Raw genomic sequence first — 19,964 nt, forward strand, 5'->3', positions numbered from 1 at the left:
ATTCCTATGTTGCCGCAGGATATCGAGGCGATCGCCGAGGTTGTGATCCGTCGTGCCGAGGCGAAGGGCCTGATGATCGCCACGGCTGAAAGCTGCACGGGCGGGTTGGTGTCGGGCGCCCTGACGGCGATTGCAGGCTCGTCCGCCGTGCTGGACCGCGGGTTCGTCACCTACAGCAATGAGGCCAAGGTCGAGATGCTGGGCGTGGACAGCGATCTGTTGGCGAGCTTCGGCGCCGTGTCCGAACCGACGGCCCGCGCCATGGCTGAAGGCGCCGTGGCGCGCTCGCGGGCCTCAATCTCGGTGTCTGTGACGGGCATCGCCGGGCCCGGAGGCGGTTCGCCGCACAAGCCTGTGGGGCTGGTGCATTTCGCTGCGCACGGCCCGAACGGTCAGACCGTGCATCTGGAGAAGCGTTTCGGCGACATCGGCCGTGATGCGATCCGGTTGGAAAGCGTGCGGACGGCCCTGGGGCTGCTGACGGACGCCGTGTCGGAATGAGCGAGGCTGTGATGACGGTGGACGCGCGCGGTCACAGATGCCCGGTGCCCAGCCTGCGCTTGCGCAAGGCGCTGGAGGGACGGACGCCGGGCGTCCGGCTGACCTTGCTGGCCACGGACGCCATGGCGCGGATCGACGTGCCGTTCCTGATGCAGGAACTGGGCGGCCGCGTGGTTCAGATCGACGAGGCGGACGGCGTCCTGAGCATCACTGTCGAGACTGGCGGCGCTCGGACAGATTGACGACCGTGTCGGGCAGGGCGGCGGGTTCAGATGGAACCGCGCGAGTCTCCCACTCGATCTCCAACTCTGTGGCGAAAGCCCCGCCGTAGAAGACGGCGTTGACGTTCCACGACAGCCAGATCAGCAGCACCACCACGGCGCCGACCGAGCCATAGGTCGCGCCCAGGTGGACGATCTGCTCGACGTAGATGGTGCACAGCCAGGAGAAGAAGGTGGACATGACCGTGGCCACTAGGCCGCCGATGATCGCCGCCTTCCAGGCGACGCGCTTGGCGTGAGCCATGGCGTAGCGGTAGAGCATGGTCAGCCCCAGCCACAGGCCCAGCGCAGGCCACAGGCCATCCAGCGGCAGGGCCAGCCAGCCGACGGGCTGATCGGCATAGGCGTGCTCCATAAGGCGCGAAGTCACCACGGCGCCCGACACGATGGTGAACAGCACGAAGGCCGCCAGGGCGACCAGGAAGGCCAGCATGTTGAACTTGAAGAAGCCGAGCGGGTTGGTCTCGTCGTGGATCAGGTTCAACCCGGCCAGCAGGGCCTTGAACCCACGGTGCGCCGCATAGGCGCCGATCACCAGGGCGATGGCGCTCTGGGCCGAGACGGTGCGCGCCGAGGCGTTCGCCAGACGGTCGATCTCATTCAGGAACAGGGTGCGCGCGGCCGAAGGGATGACGTCCGCCAGGGCGGCGGCTTGCTCGCTGACCTGTCCGATGGTCAGAACGGCCTTGTAGAAGCCGATCAGGATGGCGATGGCCGGGAACAACGCCAGCAGGGCGAAGAAGGACACGCCGCCCGTATAGAGCATGACGTCGCGACCCCAGCTACGGCTGAAAGCCCGCGTCATCAGGCGTAGCCAGAGCCGGGGTTGGGCCGTGATCGGCTTGGAAAAGGTCAAACGGCAGTCTCGATCGTCAACGAAGGGGGCGGATTAACCCCATTCGCAGCAAGGTGAGAAGTCCCAATGTCGTCATCGGATGATCAGCCTTGCCCATTGCGGGCCTCGTCGGCGCCGGTATCATGGCGGTTCTGGAGCGGTCGCGGGGGCGAGCCGTCCAGGCCAAGGAGACAATGTTTGGAATCGGATCCGCGCGTTCTGGTCGTCGCCGACGCTGACGATCAGCTTGGCTCGCTTTGCGAAGGGCTGGACCGACTAGGATGGCGCACCGTCACGGCGCGCTCGCTTGACGCCGCTCTTCTGGCGGTCTCGGACCTGCCGGTGGATGCGGCCGTAGTGGAGTTGAAGAGTCTTCCGGAAGACGGTTTGGAGCGCCTGCGTCTTGCCGCCGCTCCGCGCTATCTGTCGATCCTGGGCCTGGGCGCCGCATCAGAGCGTGGAGGCGATGGGTGCGATCTGGTTGTGTCGACAGATCCCCATCCTTTGCAGACGGCTTTCCGGTTGGAGCAGTTGACGCGCGCGGCGGTGGCTGAGGAAGAGTTCAGGCTGCGCCAGGCGACGTTTGCGGCTCACGGCGTCGATCTGCCTGAGCCGACGATGGGCGACACGCCCTTGCAGGTGCTGACGGCGGGCGCGGCCGACCGCCGTTTCCTGGCCCTGTCCAACGCGCTGGCGGCGGCGGGCGCCGAGGCTGTGGCGGCGCCGACCCCCTATACGGCCTTCGACTATCTGCACGAGCGCGCCTTCGACGCCGCCGTGCTGTGGGGGGATCGGGACCATGCGCCGGCCTTGTCGATCGCGGCGGGCATGCGTCGCAACACGCGCCTGTATCATATCCCCCTGACCCTCTATCTGCGTGAGAAGGTCGAGCCTGATCTGGCGGCCCTGTTCGAACGAGGGTTCGCGGACGTCGCCGCCGCAGAGACGTCGGAGGAGGAAGCGGCTGAGCGGGTGCTGGCCTTGGCGCGCAATCATCGTCGTCGGCAGGGCTTGAGGCGGGCTCTGGACGCTGTGCGCGGTTGCGACCTGATGGACCCGGAGACCGGACTGTTCAGTCGCGACCTGTTCGCGGGACATCTGGCCCGCATTGCCGAGGGCGCGCGTGAACGGAAACGACGCCTGTCCGTGTGCGTCCTGCGCGTGCCGAATAGCGAAACCATGGCGGCGGTCCGTACGGGTGGCTGGCTGGAGCGGGCTATGCCCCAGATCGGCGCCATGGTGTCGCGCCTGGTGCGGGTGGAGGACACGGCCGCGCGTCTGTCGACTGAGACCTTCGCCTTGGCCTTGCCCGCGACGGATCATGATGCGGCGCGCCTGACGGCTGAACGGATCGCGGCGGTGATCGCCTGCACCGCCTTTGACGCGGGACCGAACCGCTCGCCCTTCGTGGTTGAGCTCGACGTCGGCGTCGCCGAGATGCGACCGGATGAAACGCCGGCTGACTTGCTGGAACGCGCGTCGGCCCAGGTGTCCTGACGATCTAGGCGTTGGTGTCATCGTCCAGTTTGTGACCGTCCAGGCGGGCCGCGTCGCGGTCGCGTTCCTTCTGCGTGGTCTCGCGTTCGGCGCGGGTGCGTCCAAAGGTCAGGCGGTTGGCTTCGGCCGTGCGCTTGGCGGCGGCCTTGTGGCGGGCCTTTCGCGCCTTGTTCAGGTTGACGATCTCACCCATCAGACATGACCGTCCGGGCTATCCTTGGCCCAGGCGCGTTTCAGCGCCGGGCGGGCGCCGATGCGCTGGACGTAGGCGTCATAGGGTTCGCCCGCGGGCATGGCCGCGCGGAACCATTGCAGCAGACTGCCGAACAGGATGTCGAGGGCCGAGAAGTCGCCCAGGATGTAGCCGCCCCCCTGGATCGCCGTGCGCCAGCGCCGGTCTAGTTCGGCATAGGCGGCCTTTTGCGTCTCGTTCCAACTGGCGGGCGGACCGGACGTCAGCACCGTCTCCAGCACATTGTTGTAGAGGCCCAGCCACGACAGATATTCCGCCCGGCGCGGATCGGCCGGCCCCGGCGCCAAGCCCGCCTCAGGGTGACGATCTGTCAGGAACAGGAAGATCAGCACCGATTCGATCAGCACCTGGCCGCCGACTTCGAGCGCCGGGGCCTGCTTCAGCGGATGGGGGTTGGCTGGGTCGGTTCGACCCTGACCCTCACGCCGCAGAATGTCGACGTAGTGGACGCGATAGTCGGCGCCCAAATCCTCCAAAAGCCATAGAAGGCGGGTCGATCGGGACTGCGGCGCGTGATGAACGATCATCGACATTGTGAACTTCCTCGCCTGGCTTTGCGGTGAACCCTCTAGCGGCCGGGCCGTTCCGGGACGGTCCCCATAGTAACGGAGAGCGTCAATGATAAACGCCTCGATGATCAAGGAACATCAGGAAGTCGTCGGTTCGGACGGCGGTCACGTCGGTCGCGTGGACCATGTGATGGGCGACCAGATCGAACTGGCCAAGCTGGATCTGGGTTCAGGCCTCAAGCACCACATGATCCCCGTCACCTGGGTCACGCGCGTGGATGAACATGTGCATCTGAACATGACGAAAGACGAGGCCAAGGCGCGCTGGACCGAGAAACACTAAGGCGTCGCCTTACTGCGATTTCACCCGAGGCCCTGCTGCAATCAGCGGGGCCTTTCGCCATATAGAGGGTATGATTGACGCGAAGGGGCGACAGACTTGATCCGACTGATCCTGAACCTGCTGTGGTTCTTCCTGGGCGGTTTCGCCTCGGGCCTGGCTTGGCTGTTCGGCGGACTGTTGCTGGCCTTGACGGTTGTGGGGCTACCCTGGGCGTTTTCGGCATGGCGGATCGCCAGCTATTCCTTTTGGCCGTTCGGGCGCGAGATCGTCTGGCGCGATCCGAACCCGGCCGATATGGGTGCGGGCTGCCTGGGCGTCGGGCTGAACGTGATCTGGCTGGTGCTGGCGGGATGGTACATCGCCTTGGCGCATATCCTGATCGCCGTACCCCAGTTCGTCAGCCTGATCGGCATTCCGTTCGCGTTGAAGAACGTCGAGCTGGCCAAGCTGTCGTTGGCCCCGGTGGGGCGGACGATTCGGGACAGGTAATTACGGTTACTGGGTTAGCCAGACTTCTTGGACTTTACAGTTTCGAACGCCAATGGCGACATGAGCAGTGCCGCCAGGCTTCACTTCGTTTGGCGCGTAGAAAGCAATCACAACGTCTTGATACTGCGTGGAAACTAGCGGTCCGCGCGGCTGGAACCAAGGATGCTCCGTCTTGATCGCTTTTGCTGCGATTTCGTCGTAATCGCAGTTTTGTAGTATCGGCCACGCCCTTTCGCAACTGCCCAGACCGAGTGCAGTGGCAATGACAAAAAGGGCGTGGCGCTTGTTCATGTTTTTTACTGCGGCGAGATCATCTTCTCGGGGCGGACCCACTCGTCGAACTCTTCGTTGGTCAGATAGCCCCCGCCGACGGCTTCCTCGCGCAGGGTGGTGCCGTTCTTGTGCGCCGTCTTGGCGATCTTGGCGCAGGTGTCATAGCCCAGCTTGGCGTTCAGGGCCGTGACCAGCATCAGGCTGTTTTCCAGGCCGTGCTTGATGTTGTCCTCGCGCGGCTCGATGCCGACGACGCAGTTGTCGGTGAAGCTGATGGCCGCATCGGCGACCAGGCGGACCGATTGCAGGAAGTTGTAGGCCATCACCGGATTATAGACGTTCAGCTCGAAGTGGCCCTGCGAACCGGCGAACGACAAGGCGGCGTTGTTGCCGAACACCTGGACGCAGACCTGGGTCAGGGCTTCGCTCTGGGTCGGGTTGACCTTGCCCGGCATGATGGACGAGCCCGGCTCGTTTTCCGGCAGCGACAGTTCGCCCAGACCCGCGCGCGGGCCCGAGCCGAGGAAGCGGATGTCGTTGGCGATCTTGAACAGGGAGGCGGCGACCGTGTTGATCGCGCCGTGGGTGAAGACCATGGCGTCGTGGGCGGCCAGGGCCTCGAACTTGTTCGGCGCCGTGGTGAAAGGCAGGCCGGTGATGCCCGCGATCTGGGCCGCGACCTTTTCAGCGAAGCCGATCGGCGCGTTCAGGCCGGTGCCGACGGCGGTGCCGCCCTGGGCCAGCTCCATCAGGCGCGGCAGGGTCTGTTCGATGCGTTCGATGCCCATGGCGACCTGGTGGGCGTAGCCGCCGAACTCCTGGCCCAGCGTCAGCGGCGTGGCGTCCTGGGTGTGGGTGCGGCCGATCTTGATGATGTGGCCCCAGGCCTTGGCCTTGGCGTCCAGCGCGGCGTGGAGATGCTTCAGGGCAGGGATCAGGTCGTTGACCACCTGCTCGGCGCAGGCGACGTGCATGGCTGTCGGATAGGTGTCGTTCGACGACTGGCTCATGTTAACGTGGTCGTTGGGGTGGACCGGCTTCTTGGAGCCCATCTCGCCGCCCAGCATCTCGATGGCGCGGTTCGAGATCACCTCATTGGCGTTCATGTTCGACTGGGTGCCCGAACCCGTCTGCCAGACGACCAGGGGGAAGTGGTCGTTCAGCTTGCCTTCGATCACTTCATTGGCGGCGGCGATGATGGCGTCGGCCAGTTTGGCGTCCAGCTTGCCCAGATCGCGGTTGGTCTCGGCGGCGGCGCGCTTGACGATGCCCAGGGCGCGCACGACCGGCAGGGGCTGCTTCTCCCAGCCGATCTTGAAGTTGCCGAGCGAGCGCTGGGCTTGCGCGCCCCAGTAGCGATCAGCGGCGACCTCGATGGGGCCGAAGGTGTCGGTTTCGATACGAACGTTGCTCATGTGCGCGGGACTCGTCTCTCAGGCGTGGCGGGAAGATGCCGGGCGGTGTAGCACGCAGGCGCGGCGGGGCAAGGCGAGCCGCACTTCACGAAAGGCGGACGGCGCGTGGACGGCTGGATCGGAACGGGAAAGGTCAGGGCGCGTGAGCAGGGCGAGGCGGTCGAGATCACCATCGACGGCCTGACCACCCAGGCCAAATACTACAAGCCGCTGGTCTATGAGTTCATGCGCAAGGAATGGACGTCACGACCATCATGGGGCGATTACGTCGTCGAGATCGTGATGGAGCACGTCGGCGATCCGCCGTGGATGGACCTGGACAACCTGGCCAAGGCCCTGCTGGACGCCATCAAGGGCTATCTGTTTCACGACGACAGCCAGGTCGCCCGCCTGCTGGTCGAGCGCCGCGAAGGCGAGCGCGAGCGCATCACCATTCGAGTCTTTCCCCGCAAATAGCGCTACGAAAATAGGGGCCGCGCCGGGCGCGACCCCTATCTTTAAGGTCAGTCTTGAAGGCAGGATCAGCCTGCTGCGTTGGAGATCAGCGTCTGTACGTCTTTCGGCTTGGCGATGTTTGAGCCGGCGGTCTTATAGGTGGTCAGCTTGCCACCCTCCCACAGGCCGACTTCCAGCGCCTTGGTCGCCGGGTCGATCAGCAGATAGGCCGCGTTGACGCCGCCCTCATGCTGCTTGTTGCCCGAAGTGAACAGGACGGCGCCGTCTTTCTGCAGCGGCGCTTGGGTCTGCATATTGGTCGCCAGGACGTCGAACTTGTCGCCCAGCAGCGTCCTCAGATCGGCCGTGATCGCGCTGTCTTCCAGAAGCTTGGTCTCGTTGGGATATTTGCCGATCTGGGTGTTCAGGGCGTTCCAGTCAGCAGCGGCGATTTCAGCGGTTGCGGGCACGGCTTCGGTCGAGGCGGTCGGGGTTTCCGCCGGCGGGGTCGCTTCAGGCTGGCTACAGGCGGCCAGCGTCAGGGAAACGGCGGCGGCGGACATGAGGGACAGACGCATGGAAGCGACCTCGCTTAGGTAAGGAAGGGGAGATTACGGCAACGCTTGTCTGCAGCCAAAGGTTGCGCGCCCTTGGCGCGAAGGCGTTATTTCTTGCGGAACTGGTCCAGCGAAACGACCTTCGGGCCGTCGTCGTCCGAGGGCGGAGGCGGGGCGGCGTCCGGGTCGCGCGCAGGCGGCGACAGGGGCGCGACCTCGGCCTCGACGATTTCCGGCTCGTCGAATTGCAGCAGGAACTGCACGCTGGGGTCGTAGAAGCGGACCACGGCGCTGTAGGGCACGGTTAGCACCTTGGGCGCGCCGCCGAACTTCAGCATGACCGAGAAGAGGTCCGGCTCGACCGCCAGATCCCAATACTGGTGCTGCAGCACCACCGTCATCTCATCCGGGTATTTGGCCATGACGTCCGGCGGGACGCTGACGCCCGCGCCGCGGGTCTTGAAGGTGATGTAGAAGTGGTGGGCGCCGGGAATGCCCTCGGGCTCGGCCGCGCGCTCAAGCGCCAGGCGGATCACGCCGCGCAGGGCGTCCTGGGCGAGTTGCTCATAGTGCATCTCGTCGACAGGGGGAGTTTGATCCGTCATCGGCGCCTCAAGAAAGGGGAACGCGCGACTGTTACCCGCCCAAGGCGAGCGACGGAAGACGCAGAGTCGCCTGCGGCAAAGGAATTTCAATGTCGAGAGAAGCGCCGGGATTCTGTTGCCAGGCTCCCGACAGGCCCCGCCTAAGGATCTGAACCCCTAGGACTTAAGTGTTCGAAATCAACCGAACCGCATTACGCGGCGAGGCGGACTTCTCCAGCGAAGTTATCGTTCGCAGTTAGATAAAGGCCCGATACGGTGGGCCAGGACGAGCGAAAGCAATCCTCTTTACACGTCCGTCGATGCTAGTCGGCCCCATGCTGCCTCCGCCGATAACGCGGGGAAGAAGTTGGTGGAGCCGCCGGGAATCGCACCCGGGTCCGGTCCGCTTATTACAGGCGCGTTTATCGCCATAGCTCGGGCGAACCCGAGCAGGATCAATATAGTATGGGCGACGCGGCCTTCCAAGAGGCTGGCGAAGAAGTTCAGGCGAAACCGGGGTGGCGGGGCCAATCCCTCTGCTGGTTGCGGAACCAGGTCAGCTGGCGCTTGGCGTAGTTGCGGGTGGACTGCTTCACGGCGTCGACGGCGCCGTCCAGCGACAGCTCACCCGCCAGATGCGCCGCCAGTTCACGCACGCCGACCGCCTTCATGGCGGGCAAGTCCGGGTCCAGATCGCGGGCGACGAGCGCGCGCACCTCGTCCAGCGCGCCGTGCGCCATCATCAGGTCCACGCGCGCGTCGCATGAGGCGTAGAGGCGCTCGCGCGGGGGCTCAACGACGATGGCGTCATAGCTGTCGGGCGGCAGCAGCGGTTGCGTGTCGGCCTTCCAGGCGCTGAGCGCGCGGCCGCTGGCGTGATGCACGCTGAGAGCGCGAACCAGGCGCTGCCGATCGCCGGGAAAGACGGCGGCTTCAGCGGCGGGGTCGATTTCGCTCAGGCGGCGGCGAAAGGCGGTTTCGCCTTCAGCGTCGAACTCGGCCTGAACGGCATCGCGGGTTTCGACCGGTACGGGCGGAATATCGGCCAGCCCCTTGGTCAGGGCGTTGAAATAGAGGCCGGTGCCGCCGACCAGCAGGGCGGGGCGCCCCTCAGCCGCCAGTTCGGCCAGCAGATCCATGACCGCCCGACTCCATCGACCGACCGACCAGGCGTCGACGGCGTTGGCCACGCCGTAGAGGCGATGCGAGATCGTAGCTTCATCCTCAGCCGAGGGGCGGGCGCTCAACACCCACAGGTCGGCGTACAATTGCTGGCTGTCGGCGTTGATGATGACGGCTTCCGTCTCGCGCGCGCGTTCCATCGCCAGGCGCGACTTGCCCGAGGCGGTGGGCCCGGCGATCAGGGTGATGTGAGGCTGGGACAAAGGATCAACTCGCGAACGGACGCTTAGGGCGATAGAACGCCCGTCACCGGCCCGGCAAGTCCGTCGGGCCACAAGGAGCTTCTATCGTGACCGACCGCGCCGCCGTTCTCGCCGCCCTCGACGCCGTGACCGACCCGAAGTCGGGCCAGGGCCTGGCGACGGCTGGGCTGGTGCAGGGTCTGGTCGTGGCCGATGGCCGTGCGGGCTTCGTCATGGAGGTGCCAGCCAAGGAAACGGCGCTGTACGCCCCCGTGCGCGATGCGGCCGAGGCGACGCTGAAGGCGATGCCGGGCATGGAGCGGGTGTCGGTCGTCCTGACCGCCGAGGCTGTGGCCGCCTCGCCGCGTCGCACCGCGGGCCTGTCGAAAGCCGCGACCGATCAGGGGCGGCCCAAGGCGCCGGTCCCGACGGATCGCCCCGCCTATGTGAAGCGCGTCCTGGCCGTGGCCAGCGGCAAGGGCGGCGTCGGCAAGTCGACGGTTGCGGTCAATCTAGCGGCGGCGTTGGCGGCGCGCGGCCTGTCGGTCGGGGTGTTGGACGCCGATGTCTATGGCCCGTCCTTGCCGACCATGCTGGGCCTGTCGGGCCAGCCCGCCTATGAGGACGGGGCCATGGTTCCGCATACGGCGCACGGCCTGAAAGCCATGTCGGTCGGCCTGCTGACCAAGGCTGAGGACGCCATGATCTGGCGCGGGCCGATGGCGTCACAGGCCATTACCCAAATGCTGACCCAGACGCGCTGGGGGACGGAAGAACAGCCGCTGGACGTTCTGGTCATCGACCTGCCGCCGGGCACCGGCGACGTACAGCTGACCCTGATCCAGAAGACGCCGCTGGATGGAGCCGTGATTGTCTCGACGCCTCAGGAAGTGGCCCTGGCCGATGCGCGCCGGGCGCACACCCTGTTCGCAAAGGTTGGCGTGCCGACCCTGGGTCTGATCGAGAACATGAGCGGCGAGGTGTTCGGGACCGGCGGCGCCGAGGCCGAGGCCGCGCGTCTGGATGCGCGCTATCTGGGCGATCTGCCGCTGGACGGGGCGCTGCGCCGCGCGGGCGATGCGGGGCGGCCATTGGTCGCCGTTGACCCGCAGCACCCGGCGTCCGACCGTTTTCACCAGATCGCCGCGCAGGTCGCTGCGGCGCTGGGTCTCTGAAGGAGGGGGTGATGGCGGAACAGGGAACGTCCGTGGTCGTCTGCGGCATCGACGGCAGCGCGCACGCCGAAGCGGCCGTGCGTCTGGCGGCGCAACTGGCCAAGGCGAAGGGCGGCAAGCTGGCGCTGGTGGCGGTCAATCCGCTCAGTTCGGCCAGCGGGCACCCTGACATTCGCGCCTGGAAGGTCGAGGAGCAGGAGGCCATCCTGACCCGCTCGACGGCCGAGGCCCGCCGTCACTGCAAATCGGTCGAGGCGGTGACGATCGAGGGTCACGATGTCCCCGACGCCCTGATCGCCGCCGCCGTTCAACTGGGTGCGGACCACATCGTCGTGGGTACGGGCGACCGCAAGGGCCTGGTCAACTGGCTGATCGGTTCGACCGCCAAGGCCGTGGCCGCCCGCGCGCCGGTCAGCGTGACGATCGCCCGCTAGCTTCAGACGGGTTCGACCACCACGGCGGTGCCATAGGCCAGAACCTCGGTCACGCCGGGCATGATCTCATTGGCGTCGTAGCGCATGGCCAGGATGGCGTTGGCGCCGATCTCCTGCGCGTGGACGATCAGGTCGTCATAGGCTTCCTGCCGCGCCGCCTCGGCCAGTTTGACATAGGCGCCGACCTTGCCGCCGATCATCGACTGCACCCCGCCGATGGCGTCGGAGATGACGTTGCGCGAGCGCACAGTGATGCCGCGCACCACGCCCAGTTGGCGCACGACGCGATGACCGGCCAGGTCATTGGTGGTGGCGACGATCATACGGCTCTCCCTTAGATTCAGCGACGGTCCAGAACGGTGAAGGCGAAGGCGTGGTCGTCCTTCTCGCCCGCTTCGTGCGGTTCGAACGCGGTGCGGACGAAGGCGGTTTCGTCGAAGGGCGGGAAGACGGCGTCGCCTTCAGGTTCGGCCTCGACCTCGGTGATGTAAAGACGCTTGGCGCGGGGCAGGGCGGCGGCGAAGATCGCCGTGCCGCCGATGACGCAGACTTCGTCCACGCCGTCCTCCGCCGCCTGTTCGCGCGCGATGGACAGGGCTTCGTCCAGGGTGGCGCAGACCACGGCGCCCTTGGCCAGACCGGCCTCAGCGTAGGATTCATCCTTGGTCAGGACGATGTTCAGGCGGCCGGGCAGGGGCTTCAACGGCAGGCTCTCCCAGGTCTTGCGGCCCATGATGCAGGGTTTTCCCACGGTCACGGCCTTGAAGCGCTGCAGGTCCGAGCGCAGTCGCCAGGGCAGGTCGCCGTCACGACCGATGACGCCGTTCCTGGCGCGGGCGACGACGAGGGCGATGGAGGGAACAGCCAAGCTGATTGTCCGTTTGATGCTGGAACGTCACTTTCAAATGCCCTCGGAGCCCCGTGTGAACAAGTACGCCAAGCCCCTGATCGTCGGATTCATCGTCCTGCTGGTCGTCTCCTTCCTTGTCGGCTTCCTGGGCGGAGCGGTCGGGGCGGACCTGGGCGTGTTGCCGATGATGGCGGGCCTCTTCTCCGGGGCCTTCACGGCCTACATTATGGCCAATCTGGCGGGAAACCGAGCCGGCGTCGCCGCGTCCGAGGCCGAACGCGCCAACGTCGCCAGCCTGACGCCGCCGCCCGGCAAGGCCCTGGTCATCGTCTATCGTGAGGGATTCGTGGCCATGGCGGCGGGCATGAACCTGGCGCTGGACGGCCGCGAGTTCGCCCAGATCAAGGGCGGCAAATTCACCGCCCTGGCGGTCGATCCGGGCGAGCATGAGCTATCGGCTGGCTTCGGCGGCCTGGCTGGCCCTCAGAACAACGCCGCGGTCGTCAGCTTCGTCGCGCGTGAAGGTCAGGCTTTCGCCTATCGGGCCACGGTGTCGATGGGCGCGGTCAAGAACAGCGTCGTGCTCGTGCCCGCGCCCGAAGACAGGGACGCGCTCAGCGCCAGGCTGGCGCGCATGCCGATGACGGCGCCGGACAGCGCCGCCTCGACCTGATCAGGCGTCCGGCTCGAGCAGTTTCGAGCGGAACAGAAGACCGCCGATCACCGCGCCGATCGCCGGAGCGACGAAGAAGACCCAGACTTGGCTCAACGCCTGGCCTCCGACAAGCAGGGCGGGGCCGAAGCTGCGGGCTGGGTTGACCGACACGCCCGTCACCTGGATGCCGACGATGTGGATGACGGCCAGGGTGATGCCGATGGCGACCCCGGCGAAGGCGCCGTGTCCCTTGGCCCCCGTCACGCCTAGGATGGCGATCAGGAAGATGGCGGTCGCCACGACCTCGAAAACCAGGGCCGCGTGCAGGCCGTACCCGCCGGGCGATCCGGCGTCGAAGCCGTTCTGGCCCAGGCTGGCGAAGCCCGTCTTGGCGATCATGCCCAGGATGGCCGCGCCGATGATCGCGCCGATGAACTGGGCGATCCAGTAGACGATCATGTCCTTGGCGCTCATCCGTCCGGCGACGAAGGCGCCCAGGCTGACGGCCGGATTGACGTGGCAGCCCGACACCGGCCCGATGCCATAGGCCATGGCCACGATGGCGAACCCGAAGGCCAGGGCGATGCCCAACTGCCCGACGTGATCGAACCCGCCCAGCACGGCGGCCCCGCACCCGAAAAGCACCAGAACCAGCGTGCCGACCAGTTCGGCGGCGAACTTCTTGACCATGAAACCCTCCCGTTTCCAGTCACCGCCTGATGGCGGATCGCAGGGAGGGTGCGCTCAAAACGCCAAATTCGCCAGTCGTCGTTACGTGAGTTTACGTGTCAGCCTTCAACCAGCTCAGCCATTTGCGCTGCATGGCGGCGTTCAGGTCGACGCCGGCGCGGTCGCAGTAGATCAGCAGCATGCCCAGAACATCCGCCGCCTCATCGGCCAGGGCCTGAGCATCAGCGGCGCCGCGCGCCCGTTGGGTCAGGCGCAGATGCTCGGCGGTCAGCTCGCCCAGCTCTTCCTGCAGCTTTAGCAGGGCCCAGTCGCGATCGCGGTCTATGGAATGCTCGCGCGCATAGATGTCGGAGATGCGCAGGACATCCGCCTGAAGGTCTGTGAGTTTCATCGGGGATCAGGCCGCCTCAGACGGCGACGGCGGCCTTGATGTGCGGCCAGGACTGGTAGTCGTTCAGCACGAAGTCCGACAGCTCGAAGCCGAACAGGTCGTCCTTGTCTGCCACGCTCAAGGTTGGCAGGGGCAGGGGGGCTCGGCTTAGTTGCAGCTCGGCCTGTTCCAGGTGGTTCAGATACAGATGAGCGTCGCCGAAGGTGTGGACGAAATCGCCCGGCTCCAGCCCCACGACCTTGGCCAGCATGTGCGTCAACAGGGCGTAGGAGGCGATGTTGAACGGCACGCCCAGGAAAACGTCGGCCGAGCGTTGGTACAGCTGGCAGCTTAGCTTTCCGTCAGCGACGAAGAACTGGAACAGGCAGTGGCAGGGCGGCAGCGCCATGTCGTCCACATCGGCCGGGTTCCAGGCGCTGACAATGTGGCGGCGGCTGTTGGGGTTGGTCTTTAGGCCGTACACCAGCTTCTGGATCTGGTCGATGCTCGCGCCGTTCGGGGCGGCCCAGGAGCGCCACTGCTTGCCATAGACGGGGCCAAGGTCGCCGTTCGCGTCGGCCCACTCGTCCCAGATGCTGACGCCGTTGTCCTTCAGCCAGGCGATGTTGGTCTCGCCGCGCAGGAACCACAGCAGCTCGATGAAGATCGACCGCGTATGCAGTTTCTTCGTCGTCAGCAGGGGGAAGCCCTTGGACAGATCGAAGCGCATCTGGCGCCCGAAGACGCCAAGCGTGCCGGTGCCGGTGCGGTCTTCACGCTGCACGCCGTTGTCGAGGATGTCCCGCAGCAGATTCAGATACTGCCACTCGGGATGGTCGGCGGGCGCGGCCGCCGTGCGGGCTTCAAGATCGGCGAGGGCGACTGCGGCGTTCATGAAGAGAGGATGCCGCTGATTCGCCGCCAACGGCAGGCGCCTGATTCGCTTGCTCACAGAAAAAGAGAAAGCGCCCGCCGAACGGCGGGCGCCAAGCGTTCGTTCTGCTCCCAGCCGATGTTGTCGTCGCCGTCCAGAAAATTAGGACAACCAAAAGCGCCTAGATGTCATCCGGAAAAACCGCCTGAAACCAAAAACTCGGCCTCCTGCGGCGTCGTCTGACGGTACAGGCAGGCGTTTCTGTGGGGAAAACGACCGAAGCGGGCGATGATGTCGCGGTGGATGACGGCGAACCTGTAGGTTTCCGCTTCACGTTCTTCGTCTAGGAGGGTCAGCAACCATTCCTGGTCCTCCAAGGATTCAGCGTGCATCAGTGGCATCAAGATGAAGGCGCGCAGTTCCGGTGCGACGCTCTGGTCGTGGCCTCGTCGGATCGCCTCCTTCGCGAATCCGAGCGCCAGGGGATCGGTCGCGAACATATGGGCCGTGCCGCGAAAGGCGTTTCGAGGCAGTTGATCCAATAGAATGATCAGAGCGAGCGCCGACTCTGGCGCCTCGATCCAGTGATCCAGTTCGCGTCGCGCGGCGGCGTAGTGCGTGTCGCAACAGCGATCGGTGAAGGCGCGGTCGAATGCGGCGTCCTTGGCGAACCATTTATCCGGTCCAGCGCCGGACCAGAAATCCAGCACTTCAGAAGGGGTAAGGCGTTGCGTCATGCTGCGAGCCTAGCAGCGGCGCACGAAAAGGCACGACCTGAGCCGTGTCGCGTCTATTCACAATCCAGAGAAAAATGGTCGGAGTGATAGGATTCGAACCTACGACCCCCGCGTCCCGAACGCGGTGCTCTACCAGACTGAGCCACACTCCGACTTTCGCAAATCAAACGGTCCATGGGGCCGCCATCTGCGTCGAGGAGGGGGCTTATAGCCATGCCGACCGGACCTCGCAAGCCGGTAAATGAGGCTCCGGAAAAAAGTCTCGGGTCGATAAAATTCTTTCCTTTTCAGGTGTTGCATCCCCCGGAGCCTTGGCGTAGATGACCGCTCCTCGCCGCAACGCACTGCGGCGGCGGGAAACACCGGACCGCTGGGGAATGGTGTAATGGTAACACTACGGTTTTTGGTACCGTCATTCTAGGTTCGAGTCCTAGTTCCCCAGCCATCGGTTTTCGCTGAAGAAATCGCCCTTCGGGGCGTCCCTCCGAATATCATGACCTCAAGCTTCGTGGCGAAGAACAGCCGTCTTCGCCGACGGATGGTCGCGGCCAGTGAAATCCCCCCGATCGTTTGCGGAATCGAAATAGCGTAGCCGTTCTTATCGCGTTGGCATGCGGCCGTGGCCGCTCGATTGGTGAGGATGTGCTCTTGAAGACTTGGTTCGGCGGAATCGCACAGCAGCGGCCTCTGCAACATGGCGTGACCTGCGCCTGTCATTCTCCCCAGGCGCAAAAGCTGCTGGCCCGCATGGAAGCAGGTCTGTCGCGGCGCTCCATTCTGGCTGGTGCGGCGGCGGGCTTCGCCGCGGCCGGACTTGGCGTCGCTTCGCCGGCGTTCGCCCAAGCGTCGGCCAAGCCGCGCCTGCTCGCCAATGTGCGGATCTTCGACGGAGCGAGCACCCGCCTGATCGAAGGCCGCAACGTCCTCATCGTCGGCGACATGATCCAGGCGTTGGTTCCGGCGGGCGAGATTGTCACGGACGCCGATGTCGTGGATTGCGGCGGACGAGTTCTGATGCCGGGCATGATCGACGCCCACTGGCACACCATGCTGGCGGGCATTTCCCAGATGGCGGCGATGACCGCCGATATTCCCTATCTGCACCTCGTGGCGGCTCAGGAAGCCGAACGCACGGTGATGCGGGGTTTCACGACCGTTCGCGACATGGGCGGCCCCAGCTTTGCGTTGAAGCGGGCGATTGACGAAGGTCGTTTCGCCGGGCCGCGCATCTATCCGTCGGGCTCGATGATCTCGCAGACCTCGGGTCATGGCGACTTTCGGATGCGGGCTGATCTGCCCCGAACGTCCCAAAGCACGCTCAGCGTCGCCGAACAGGCTGGAATCGCCGCCATCGCCGACGGCGAGGCCGAGGTGCTGCGCCGTGTGCGTGAGCAGTTGATGCTCGGCGCCAGCCAGATCAAGATCCACGCAGGCGGCGGCGTCGCCTCGACCTACGATCCGGTCGACGCCCTGCAATATACGGAGGCCGAGATGAAGGCGGCGGTGGCGGCCGCCACCGACTGGGGCGTCTATGTCTGCGCTCACACCTATACGCCGGCAGGCATCCAGCGGGCGGTCGCCAGCGGCGTGAAATCCATCGAGCACGGGCAGATGGCGGACGAGGAGACCGTGCGGCGCATGGCGGACGCCGGCGCCTGGTGGAGCATCCAGCCCTTCCTGGCCGATGAGGACGCCAATGTTTACCCCTCGCCTGAGCAGCGCGCCCAGCAGCAGACCATCGCTGAAGGCACGGCTCGCGCGGTCGAATGGGGCCGCATGCACAAGGTCAACATGGCCCTGGGCACGGATATCCTGTTCAGCCCCAAGGGCACGACGACACAGGGCAAGCAACTGGCCAAGTTCGCGCGCTGGTATGGCGCGGCGGAAGTGCTGCGGATGCTGACGGGCGGCAACGCAGAAATCCTGAATCTATCCGGCCCGCGTAACCCCTATCCGGCGAAGTTGGGGCGCATCGAGGCCGGCGCATACGCCGACCTGCTGGTGGTCGAGGGCGATCCGTTGACGGACATCTCGGTGATCGCGGACCCCGACCGCACCATGAAGCTGATCATGAAGGCCGGGCGGGTTCACAAGAACACGCTCTAGGTCCGGCCCAGCTGGCGCTGTCAGGCGGAAAGCAGCGCCAGCAAGGCGAAGCTGGCCAGCCAGTGTTCGCCCATGTAGTCGCCGGTGACGTGGGGCAGGGCGGCGTCCAGATGGATGGCCGCCGCCTTTTCTCCGATCGTGCGGCGCGGGTCATCGGCGGGCAGACCCGCCACGACTTCGCGCCAGCACCAGCCGCGGCTCAGGTTCAGGCCGTCCAGATGGGCGATCTTGCCGTCTGTACGGTCGCTGACGCGGGCGGGTGTCAGCAGGGTCGCAGGCCGTCCGTCAGCCAGGGCGGGCAGGAAGGCGTCGAACCAGGCGCGGAAGGTTTCAGATGACAGGACGCGCCGCATGAGGGCGGCTTCCATGAGGGCGGGCGACAGGAACTCGTCCTGGGACGGCTCCCACGCCTGGCAGTCGCGATCCTCGGCGTGCCAGCGCAGGGCGGCGGTGCGGCACAGGGCGGCCAGGTCGGCGTCGTGGACGTCGGCGTAGTCCAACGTCAGCCGAAGGGCGAAGGCGGTGTTATAGTGCGTGCCCGTCCGCACCGGATAGTCGGCGAGCGGCAGGAAGGCCTTGAATCTCTCAACGAAGACCTGGGCCAGCGGGCGCAGGGTTTCAGCCCAGTGGCGGCCTTCATCGGTGTCGTGGCGTTCCAATTCAGCGGCCAGCATCAGCAGCCAGGCCCAGCCGTAGGGGCGCTCGAAGCCTCGCGTCTCGGGACGTATCAGATAGGCGACCTCTCCGGCGACGTTATCCGGTGTGAACAACGCATCGGCCAGGGCGCGGATGCTGGGCGCCTCGGCCATGTGGGGATGCAGGCGATAGAGGGTGAACAGGGTCCACCAGCCATGCACGCAGGAATGCCAGTCGAAGCTGCCGAAGAAGATCGGGTGCATGTCACGCGGCGTGCGGGCGTCCTGCGGTCCCGTCAGCACATGCATGATGTGGTTGGGATATTCGCGCGTCACATGGCCCAGAGCGGTGGCGACGAAACGGGAAGCGAGGGCGGCGTCGAGGCTTTGCGTCATGATCCGAACCGGAAAGCGAGGAAGTACATCAGCAGCATATTGGCGAACAGCATGACGACCGCCGTCGGCAACTGGGCGCGGATGACGCCGTTGAGGGGCGAATTGCGGTCCGGCAGTTCCAGCAGATTGGCGGGCACCACGTTGAAGTTGGCGGCCATGGGCGTCATCAGCGTTCCGCAAAATCCGGCCAGCATGCCGATGGCGCAGACGATGGCGGGATCGCCGCCGAACTGATGCACCACAATGGGCAGGCCGATAGCGGCGGTCATGACGGGGAAGGCGGCGAAGGCGTTGCCCATGATGACGGTGAACAGGGCCATGCCCGCGCAATAGGCGAACACCGCCATGAAGGCCGATGTCATGGGAATGACCTGCGCGATCAGGTCGCCGACCACCTGGCCCACATCAGCGGCCAGGAAGACCGCGCCCAGCGAGGCCAGCATCTGCGGCAGCAGCGCCGCCCAGCCGATGGAGTCCATCAGTCGACGGCCTTCCTGAACCGGCGCCATGACGGGCGGTCGGAACCAGGCCATGGCGGCGAACAGGGCGATGACGCAGCCCAACCCCAACGAGATCAGCGTGGTCTGCACTGGCGAGATCAGCCATGCACCTGCCGCCGTATGCTTGGCCAGCAGGGTGCCGCCGACGGCGACCAGCGGCACCATCAGGGCGGGGACGAACAGAGCGTTTTTCCACCGGGCGGCGCTGGCCTGGCGTTGCTCGGGCGTGGTGGTGGCGGGCTTGCCGACGCCCAGTTTTCCGGTGGCGCCGATGACCACCAGGGCGATCACCAGCATCCCGTTGCCGAAGCCGCCCAACCAGCTTCCGAACAGCATCGACAGGGCGATCAGTCCCCAGAACAGGGCGCTGCGGAAGCGCGTCGGGTTCTGCGGGTCGCGTAGGCTGAGGATGGAGAAGGCCGCGAACATCAGCCCGGTCGCGATATAGGCATGCTCAAGCGTGATCATTGGCCGCCCTCGACGTCGGCCGGGGCGTTCGGAACAGCCATGTCCTTCTTCACCTGACGGTCGAACATCAGCAGACGCGCGCCGTGGACAAGGAAGGCGACGATGGCCGTGGGGATGGCCCACAGGGAGACATGCAGCGCCTCGACCCGGATGCCCGCCTGCTCAAGGAAGCCGACGATCAGCACGATGGAACCGATGGCGATGAAGATGTCCTCGCCGAAGAACAGGCCGATGTTGTCCGTGCCTGCCGCCATGCCGCGAATGCGGAAGCGCGCCTTGTCCGTCAGGGGGCCGTGCTCGCTCTCGGCGGCGCCCTCGGCCATCGGCGCGATCAGGGGGCGCACCATCTGGGGATGACCGCCCAGAGAGGTCAGGCCGAGCGCCGACGTCGCCTGGCGCACCAGCAGATAGATCAGCATCAGCCGCCCGGCGGTCGCCGCCTTGACCTTGGTCACCAGGTCACGCGCGCGCTCCTGCAGGCCCGCGCGCTCCAACAGACCGATCACCGGCAGGACCAACCAGGTGATGTGGAAATAGCGGTTGTCGTTGAAGGCCTGGCCGAAGCGCGAGATCGTGTCGACCCCGGCCAGGAACAGGCTCTGAGCATCAGCGCCGGGGCCGACCGCCGCCAGCACGCCGGTGGCGATGGCGGCGATCAGGATGACCACGAGCGGATTGATCCGCGCGACAAAGCCCGCGACCACGATCGCAATGCCGATCAACACAAGCATGAGCTCA

Annotated in this window: 27 protein-coding genes, 2 tRNA genes and 1 other RNA gene; 11 read left to right on the plus strand and 19 right to left on the minus strand. The window is 65.7% G+C overall.

Features of this window, described 5'->3' with window-relative positions; translation table 11 throughout:
• Positions 1 to 6 precede the first annotated feature (6 nt).
• Both B2Y21_RS11495 and B2Y21_RS11500 read left to right on the plus strand, forming a co-directional pair.
• Positions 7 to 501 (plus strand): CinA family protein, encoded by a 495-nt coding sequence (locus B2Y21_RS11495; RefSeq protein WP_292059889.1) that lies wholly within the window; start codon positions 7 to 9, stop codon positions 499 to 501.
• Positions 498 to 743 (plus strand): sulfurtransferase TusA family protein, encoded by a 246-nt coding sequence (locus tag B2Y21_RS11500; protein WP_292059890.1) that lies wholly within the window; start codon positions 498 to 500, stop codon positions 741 to 743. Before B2Y21_RS11495 ends, B2Y21_RS11500 begins: the two co-directional genes overlap by 4 nt.
• Here B2Y21_RS11500 and B2Y21_RS11505 read toward each other — a convergent pair.
• Entirely contained in the window at positions 709 to 1,638 is a 930-nt protein-coding gene (locus tag B2Y21_RS11505) for a YihY/virulence factor BrkB family protein (RefSeq protein ID WP_046652939.1), read from the minus strand. The two genes, B2Y21_RS11500 and B2Y21_RS11505, sit on opposite strands and share 35 nt — an antisense overlap.
• A 177-nt stretch (positions 1,639 to 1,815) precedes the next feature.
• On the opposite strand from B2Y21_RS11505, the gene B2Y21_RS11510 reads away from it, so the two are divergent.
• A complete protein-coding gene (locus tag B2Y21_RS11510) occupies positions 1,816 to 3,114 on the plus strand; it encodes a diguanylate cyclase domain-containing protein (RefSeq protein ID WP_292059893.1) in 1,299 nt (432 codons plus the stop codon).
• Positions 3,115 to 3,118: 4 nt separating this feature from the next.
• On the opposite strand, the gene B2Y21_RS11515 is transcribed toward B2Y21_RS11510, so the two are convergent.
• Both B2Y21_RS11515 and B2Y21_RS11520 read right to left on the minus strand, forming a co-directional pair.
• Positions 3,119 to 3,307 carry a DUF4169 family protein gene (locus tag B2Y21_RS11515; RefSeq protein ID WP_292059895.1) on the minus strand — a complete coding sequence of 63 codons (189 nt, stop codon included), beginning with the start codon at positions 3,305 to 3,307 and terminating at the stop codon, positions 3,119 to 3,121.
• Complete coding sequence (locus tag B2Y21_RS11520; protein ID WP_292059897.1) at positions 3,307 to 3,900, minus strand: glutathione S-transferase family protein; 594 nt, start codon at positions 3,898 to 3,900, stop codon at positions 3,307 to 3,309. Before B2Y21_RS11520 ends, B2Y21_RS11515 begins: the two co-directional genes overlap by 1 nt.
• A gap of 85 nt (positions 3,901 to 3,985) precedes the next feature.
• Between B2Y21_RS11520 and B2Y21_RS11525 the strand changes: the two genes are divergently transcribed.
• A complete protein-coding gene (locus B2Y21_RS11525) occupies positions 3,986 to 4,219 on the plus strand; it encodes a DUF2171 domain-containing protein (RefSeq protein ID WP_087140701.1) in 234 nt (77 codons plus the stop codon).
• 96 nt (positions 4,220 to 4,315) lie between these two features.
• Positions 4,316 to 4,708: a YccF domain-containing protein gene (locus B2Y21_RS11530; protein ID WP_292059899.1), complete on the plus strand. Its 393-nt coding sequence runs from the start codon at positions 4,316 to 4,318 to the stop codon at positions 4,706 to 4,708.
• Positions 4,709 to 4,714: 6 nt separating this feature from the next.
• Here the strand turns inward: B2Y21_RS11530 and B2Y21_RS11535 are convergent, their stop codons facing one another.
• Both B2Y21_RS11535 and fumC read right to left on the minus strand, forming a co-directional pair.
• Positions 4,715 to 4,999, minus strand: a complete 285-nt coding sequence (locus B2Y21_RS11535) for a hypothetical protein (RefSeq protein ID WP_292059901.1) — start codon at positions 4,997 to 4,999, stop codon at positions 4,715 to 4,717.
• A gap of 5 nt (positions 5,000 to 5,004) precedes the next feature.
• On the minus strand, positions 5,005 to 6,396 hold the full coding sequence (gene fumC, locus B2Y21_RS11540) for a class II fumarate hydratase (RefSeq protein WP_292059903.1): 1,392 nt from the start codon (positions 6,394 to 6,396) through the stop codon (positions 5,005 to 5,007).
• A 105-nt stretch (positions 6,397 to 6,501) separates the two neighbouring features.
• On the opposite strand from fumC, the gene B2Y21_RS11545 reads away from it, so the two are divergent.
• Positions 6,502 to 6,852 carry a RusA family crossover junction endodeoxyribonuclease gene (locus B2Y21_RS11545; RefSeq protein ID WP_003165119.1) on the plus strand — a complete coding sequence of 117 codons (351 nt, stop codon included), beginning with the start codon at positions 6,502 to 6,504 and terminating at the stop codon, positions 6,850 to 6,852.
• Positions 6,853 to 6,917: 65 nt separating this feature from the next.
• On the opposite strand, the gene B2Y21_RS11550 is transcribed toward B2Y21_RS11545, so the two are convergent.
• From B2Y21_RS11550 to miaA, 4 genes are all read right to left on the minus strand, one after another.
• Entirely contained in the window at positions 6,918 to 7,409 is a 492-nt protein-coding gene (locus B2Y21_RS11550) for a hypothetical protein (RefSeq protein WP_292059906.1), read from the minus strand.
• A gap of 86 nt (positions 7,410 to 7,495) precedes the next feature.
• Entirely contained in the window at positions 7,496 to 7,993 is a 498-nt protein-coding gene (locus B2Y21_RS11555; RefSeq protein ID WP_292059908.1) for an SspB family protein, read from the minus strand.
• Positions 7,994 to 8,093: 100 nt separating this feature from the next.
• Positions 8,094 to 8,462, minus strand: a transfer-messenger RNA (tmRNA) gene (gene ssrA / locus B2Y21_RS11560).
• 13 nt (positions 8,463 to 8,475) lie between these two features.
• Positions 8,476 to 9,357, minus strand: a complete 882-nt coding sequence (gene miaA, locus B2Y21_RS11565; protein ID WP_292059910.1) for a tRNA (adenosine(37)-N6)-dimethylallyltransferase MiaA — start codon at positions 9,355 to 9,357, stop codon at positions 8,476 to 8,478.
• An 86-nt stretch (positions 9,358 to 9,443) separates the two neighbouring features.
• Here miaA and B2Y21_RS11570 point away from each other — a divergent pair, with 86 nt between their 5' ends.
• Positions 9,444 to 10,511, plus strand: coding sequence for an Mrp/NBP35 family ATP-binding protein (locus tag B2Y21_RS11570; protein WP_292059912.1), 1,068 nt, complete (start codon positions 9,444 to 9,446; stop codon positions 10,509 to 10,511).
• A gap of 11 nt (positions 10,512 to 10,522) precedes the next feature.
• Entirely contained in the window at positions 10,523 to 10,945 is a 423-nt protein-coding gene (locus B2Y21_RS11575; RefSeq protein ID WP_292059914.1) for a universal stress protein, read from the plus strand.
• A 2-nt stretch (positions 10,946 to 10,947) separates the two neighbouring features.
• Here B2Y21_RS11575 and B2Y21_RS11580 read toward each other — a convergent pair whose 3' ends face one another.
• Both B2Y21_RS11580 and B2Y21_RS11585 read right to left on the minus strand, forming a co-directional pair.
• Positions 10,948 to 11,268 carry a YbjQ family protein gene (locus B2Y21_RS11580; RefSeq protein ID WP_292059916.1) on the minus strand — a complete coding sequence of 107 codons (321 nt, stop codon included), beginning with the start codon at positions 11,266 to 11,268 and terminating at the stop codon, positions 10,948 to 10,950.
• 17 nt (positions 11,269 to 11,285) lie between these two features.
• Complete coding sequence (locus B2Y21_RS11585; RefSeq protein ID WP_269297272.1) at positions 11,286 to 11,813, minus strand: dihydrofolate reductase; 528 nt, start codon at positions 11,811 to 11,813, stop codon at positions 11,286 to 11,288.
• 55 nt (positions 11,814 to 11,868) lie between these two features.
• On the opposite strand from B2Y21_RS11585, the gene B2Y21_RS11590 reads away from it, so the two are divergent.
• Positions 11,869 to 12,468: a hypothetical protein gene (locus tag B2Y21_RS11590; protein ID WP_292059920.1), complete on the plus strand. Its 600-nt coding sequence runs from the start codon at positions 11,869 to 11,871 to the stop codon at positions 12,466 to 12,468.
• Here the strand turns inward: B2Y21_RS11590 and B2Y21_RS11595 are convergent, their stop codons facing one another.
• From B2Y21_RS11595 to B2Y21_RS11615, 5 genes are all read right to left on the minus strand, one after another.
• On the minus strand, positions 12,469 to 13,140 hold the full coding sequence (locus tag B2Y21_RS11595; RefSeq protein ID WP_292059922.1) for an aquaporin: 672 nt from the start codon (positions 13,138 to 13,140) through the stop codon (positions 12,469 to 12,471).
• Between the two features lie 91 nt (positions 13,141 to 13,231).
• Positions 13,232 to 13,531: a phosphoribosyl-ATP pyrophosphohydrolase gene (locus B2Y21_RS11600; RefSeq protein ID WP_292059924.1), complete on the minus strand. Its 300-nt coding sequence runs from the start codon at positions 13,529 to 13,531 to the stop codon at positions 13,232 to 13,234.
• 16 nt (positions 13,532 to 13,547) lie between these two features.
• Positions 13,548 to 14,405 carry a thymidylate synthase gene (locus B2Y21_RS11605; protein ID WP_292059926.1) on the minus strand — a complete coding sequence of 286 codons (858 nt, stop codon included), beginning with the start codon at positions 14,403 to 14,405 and terminating at the stop codon, positions 13,548 to 13,550.
• Positions 14,406 to 14,572: 167 nt separating this feature from the next.
• Positions 14,573 to 15,121, minus strand: a complete 549-nt coding sequence (locus B2Y21_RS11610; protein WP_292059928.1) for a DUF924 family protein — start codon at positions 15,119 to 15,121, stop codon at positions 14,573 to 14,575.
• 75 nt (positions 15,122 to 15,196) lie between these two features.
• Positions 15,197 to 15,273, minus strand: a tRNA-Pro gene (locus B2Y21_RS11615).
• 219 nt (positions 15,274 to 15,492) lie between these two features.
• Here B2Y21_RS11615 and B2Y21_RS11620 point away from each other — a divergent pair.
• Together B2Y21_RS11620 and B2Y21_RS11625 are read left to right on the plus strand one after the other, a co-directional pair.
• Positions 15,493 to 15,566, plus strand: a tRNA-Gln gene (locus B2Y21_RS11620).
• A gap of 197 nt (positions 15,567 to 15,763) precedes the next feature.
• Complete coding sequence (locus tag B2Y21_RS11625; protein WP_292059930.1) at positions 15,764 to 17,227, plus strand: metal-dependent hydrolase family protein; 1,464 nt, start codon at positions 15,764 to 15,766, stop codon at positions 17,225 to 17,227.
• A gap of 20 nt (positions 17,228 to 17,247) precedes the next feature.
• Here B2Y21_RS11625 and B2Y21_RS11630 read toward each other — a convergent pair whose 3' ends face one another.
• The 3 genes from B2Y21_RS11630 to B2Y21_RS11640 are packed head-to-tail and all read right to left on the minus strand — an operon-like array spanning position 17,248 to position 19,957.
• Positions 17,248 to 18,258 carry a DUF2891 domain-containing protein gene (locus tag B2Y21_RS11630; RefSeq protein ID WP_292059932.1) on the minus strand — a complete coding sequence of 337 codons (1,011 nt, stop codon included), beginning with the start codon at positions 18,256 to 18,258 and terminating at the stop codon, positions 17,248 to 17,250.
• Positions 18,255 to 19,226 (minus strand): DUF979 domain-containing protein, encoded by a 972-nt coding sequence (locus B2Y21_RS11635; protein WP_292059934.1) that lies wholly within the window; start codon positions 19,224 to 19,226, stop codon positions 18,255 to 18,257. Before B2Y21_RS11635 ends, B2Y21_RS11630 begins: the two co-directional genes overlap by 4 nt.
• Positions 19,223 to 19,957 carry a DUF969 domain-containing protein gene (locus B2Y21_RS11640; protein ID WP_292059935.1) on the minus strand — a complete coding sequence of 245 codons (735 nt, stop codon included), beginning with the start codon at positions 19,955 to 19,957 and terminating at the stop codon, positions 19,223 to 19,225. Before B2Y21_RS11640 ends, B2Y21_RS11635 begins: the two co-directional genes overlap by 4 nt.
• Positions 19,958 to 19,964 lie beyond the last annotated feature (7 nt).

The organism is Brevundimonas sp. UBA5936, from assembly GCA_002430835.1.
Taxonomy (GTDB): domain Bacteria; phylum Pseudomonadota; class Alphaproteobacteria; order Caulobacterales; family Caulobacteraceae; genus Brevundimonas.

Excerpts from the sequence above, each read along its gene's own strand:
- B2Y21_RS11600 (WP_292059924.1), bottom strand. The coding sequence starts at position 13,531 with ATGAAACTCACAGACCTTCAGGCGGATGTCCTGCGCATCTCCGACATC.
- B2Y21_RS11595 (WP_292059922.1), bottom strand. The coding sequence starts at position 13,140 with ATGGTCAAGAAGTTCGCCGCCGAACTGGTCGGCACGCTGGTTCTGGTG.
- B2Y21_RS11605 (WP_292059926.1), bottom strand. The coding sequence starts at position 14,405 with ATGAACGCCGCAGTCGCCCTCGCCGATCTTGAAGCCCGCACGGCGGCC.
- B2Y21_RS11550 (WP_292059906.1), bottom strand. The coding sequence starts at position 7,409 with ATGCGTCTGTCCCTCATGTCCGCCGCCGCCGTTTCCCTGACGCTGGCC.
- B2Y21_RS11535 (WP_292059901.1), bottom strand. The coding sequence starts at position 4,999 with ATGAACAAGCGCCACGCCCTTTTTGTCATTGCCACTGCACTCGGTCTG.
- B2Y21_RS11580 (WP_292059916.1), bottom strand. The coding sequence starts at position 11,268 with ATGATCGTCGCCACCACCAATGACCTGGCCGGTCATCGCGTCGTGCGC.
- B2Y21_RS11495 (WP_292059889.1), top strand. The coding sequence starts at position 7 with ATGTTGCCGCAGGATATCGAGGCGATCGCCGAGGTTGTGATCCGTCGT.
- fumC (WP_292059903.1), bottom strand. The coding sequence starts at position 6,396 with ATGAGCAACGTTCGTATCGAAACCGACACCTTCGGCCCCATCGAGGTC.
- B2Y21_RS11525 (WP_087140701.1), top strand. The coding sequence starts at position 3,986 with ATGATAAACGCCTCGATGATCAAGGAACATCAGGAAGTCGTCGGTTCG.
- B2Y21_RS11520 (WP_292059897.1), bottom strand. The coding sequence starts at position 3,900 with ATGTCGATGATCGTTCATCACGCGCCGCAGTCCCGATCGACCCGCCTT.
- B2Y21_RS11515 (WP_292059895.1), bottom strand. The coding sequence starts at position 3,307 with ATGGGTGAGATCGTCAACCTGAACAAGGCGCGAAAGGCCCGCCACAAG.
- B2Y21_RS11640 (WP_292059935.1), bottom strand. The coding sequence starts at position 19,957 with ATGCTTGTGTTGATCGGCATTGCGATCGTGGTCGCGGGCTTTGTCGCG.
- B2Y21_RS11500 (WP_292059890.1), top strand. The coding sequence starts at position 498 with ATGAGCGAGGCTGTGATGACGGTGGACGCGCGCGGTCACAGATGCCCG.
- B2Y21_RS11575 (WP_292059914.1), top strand. The coding sequence starts at position 10,523 with ATGGCGGAACAGGGAACGTCCGTGGTCGTCTGCGGCATCGACGGCAGC.
- B2Y21_RS11610 (WP_292059928.1), bottom strand. The coding sequence starts at position 15,121 with ATGACGCAACGCCTTACCCCTTCTGAAGTGCTGGATTTCTGGTCCGGC.
- B2Y21_RS11630 (WP_292059932.1), bottom strand. The coding sequence starts at position 18,258 with ATGACGCAAAGCCTCGACGCCGCCCTCGCTTCCCGTTTCGTCGCCACC.
- B2Y21_RS11555 (WP_292059908.1), bottom strand. The coding sequence starts at position 7,993 with ATGACGGATCAAACTCCCCCTGTCGACGAGATGCACTATGAGCAACTC.
- B2Y21_RS11635 (WP_292059934.1), bottom strand. The coding sequence starts at position 19,226 with ATGATCACGCTTGAGCATGCCTATATCGCGACCGGGCTGATGTTCGCG.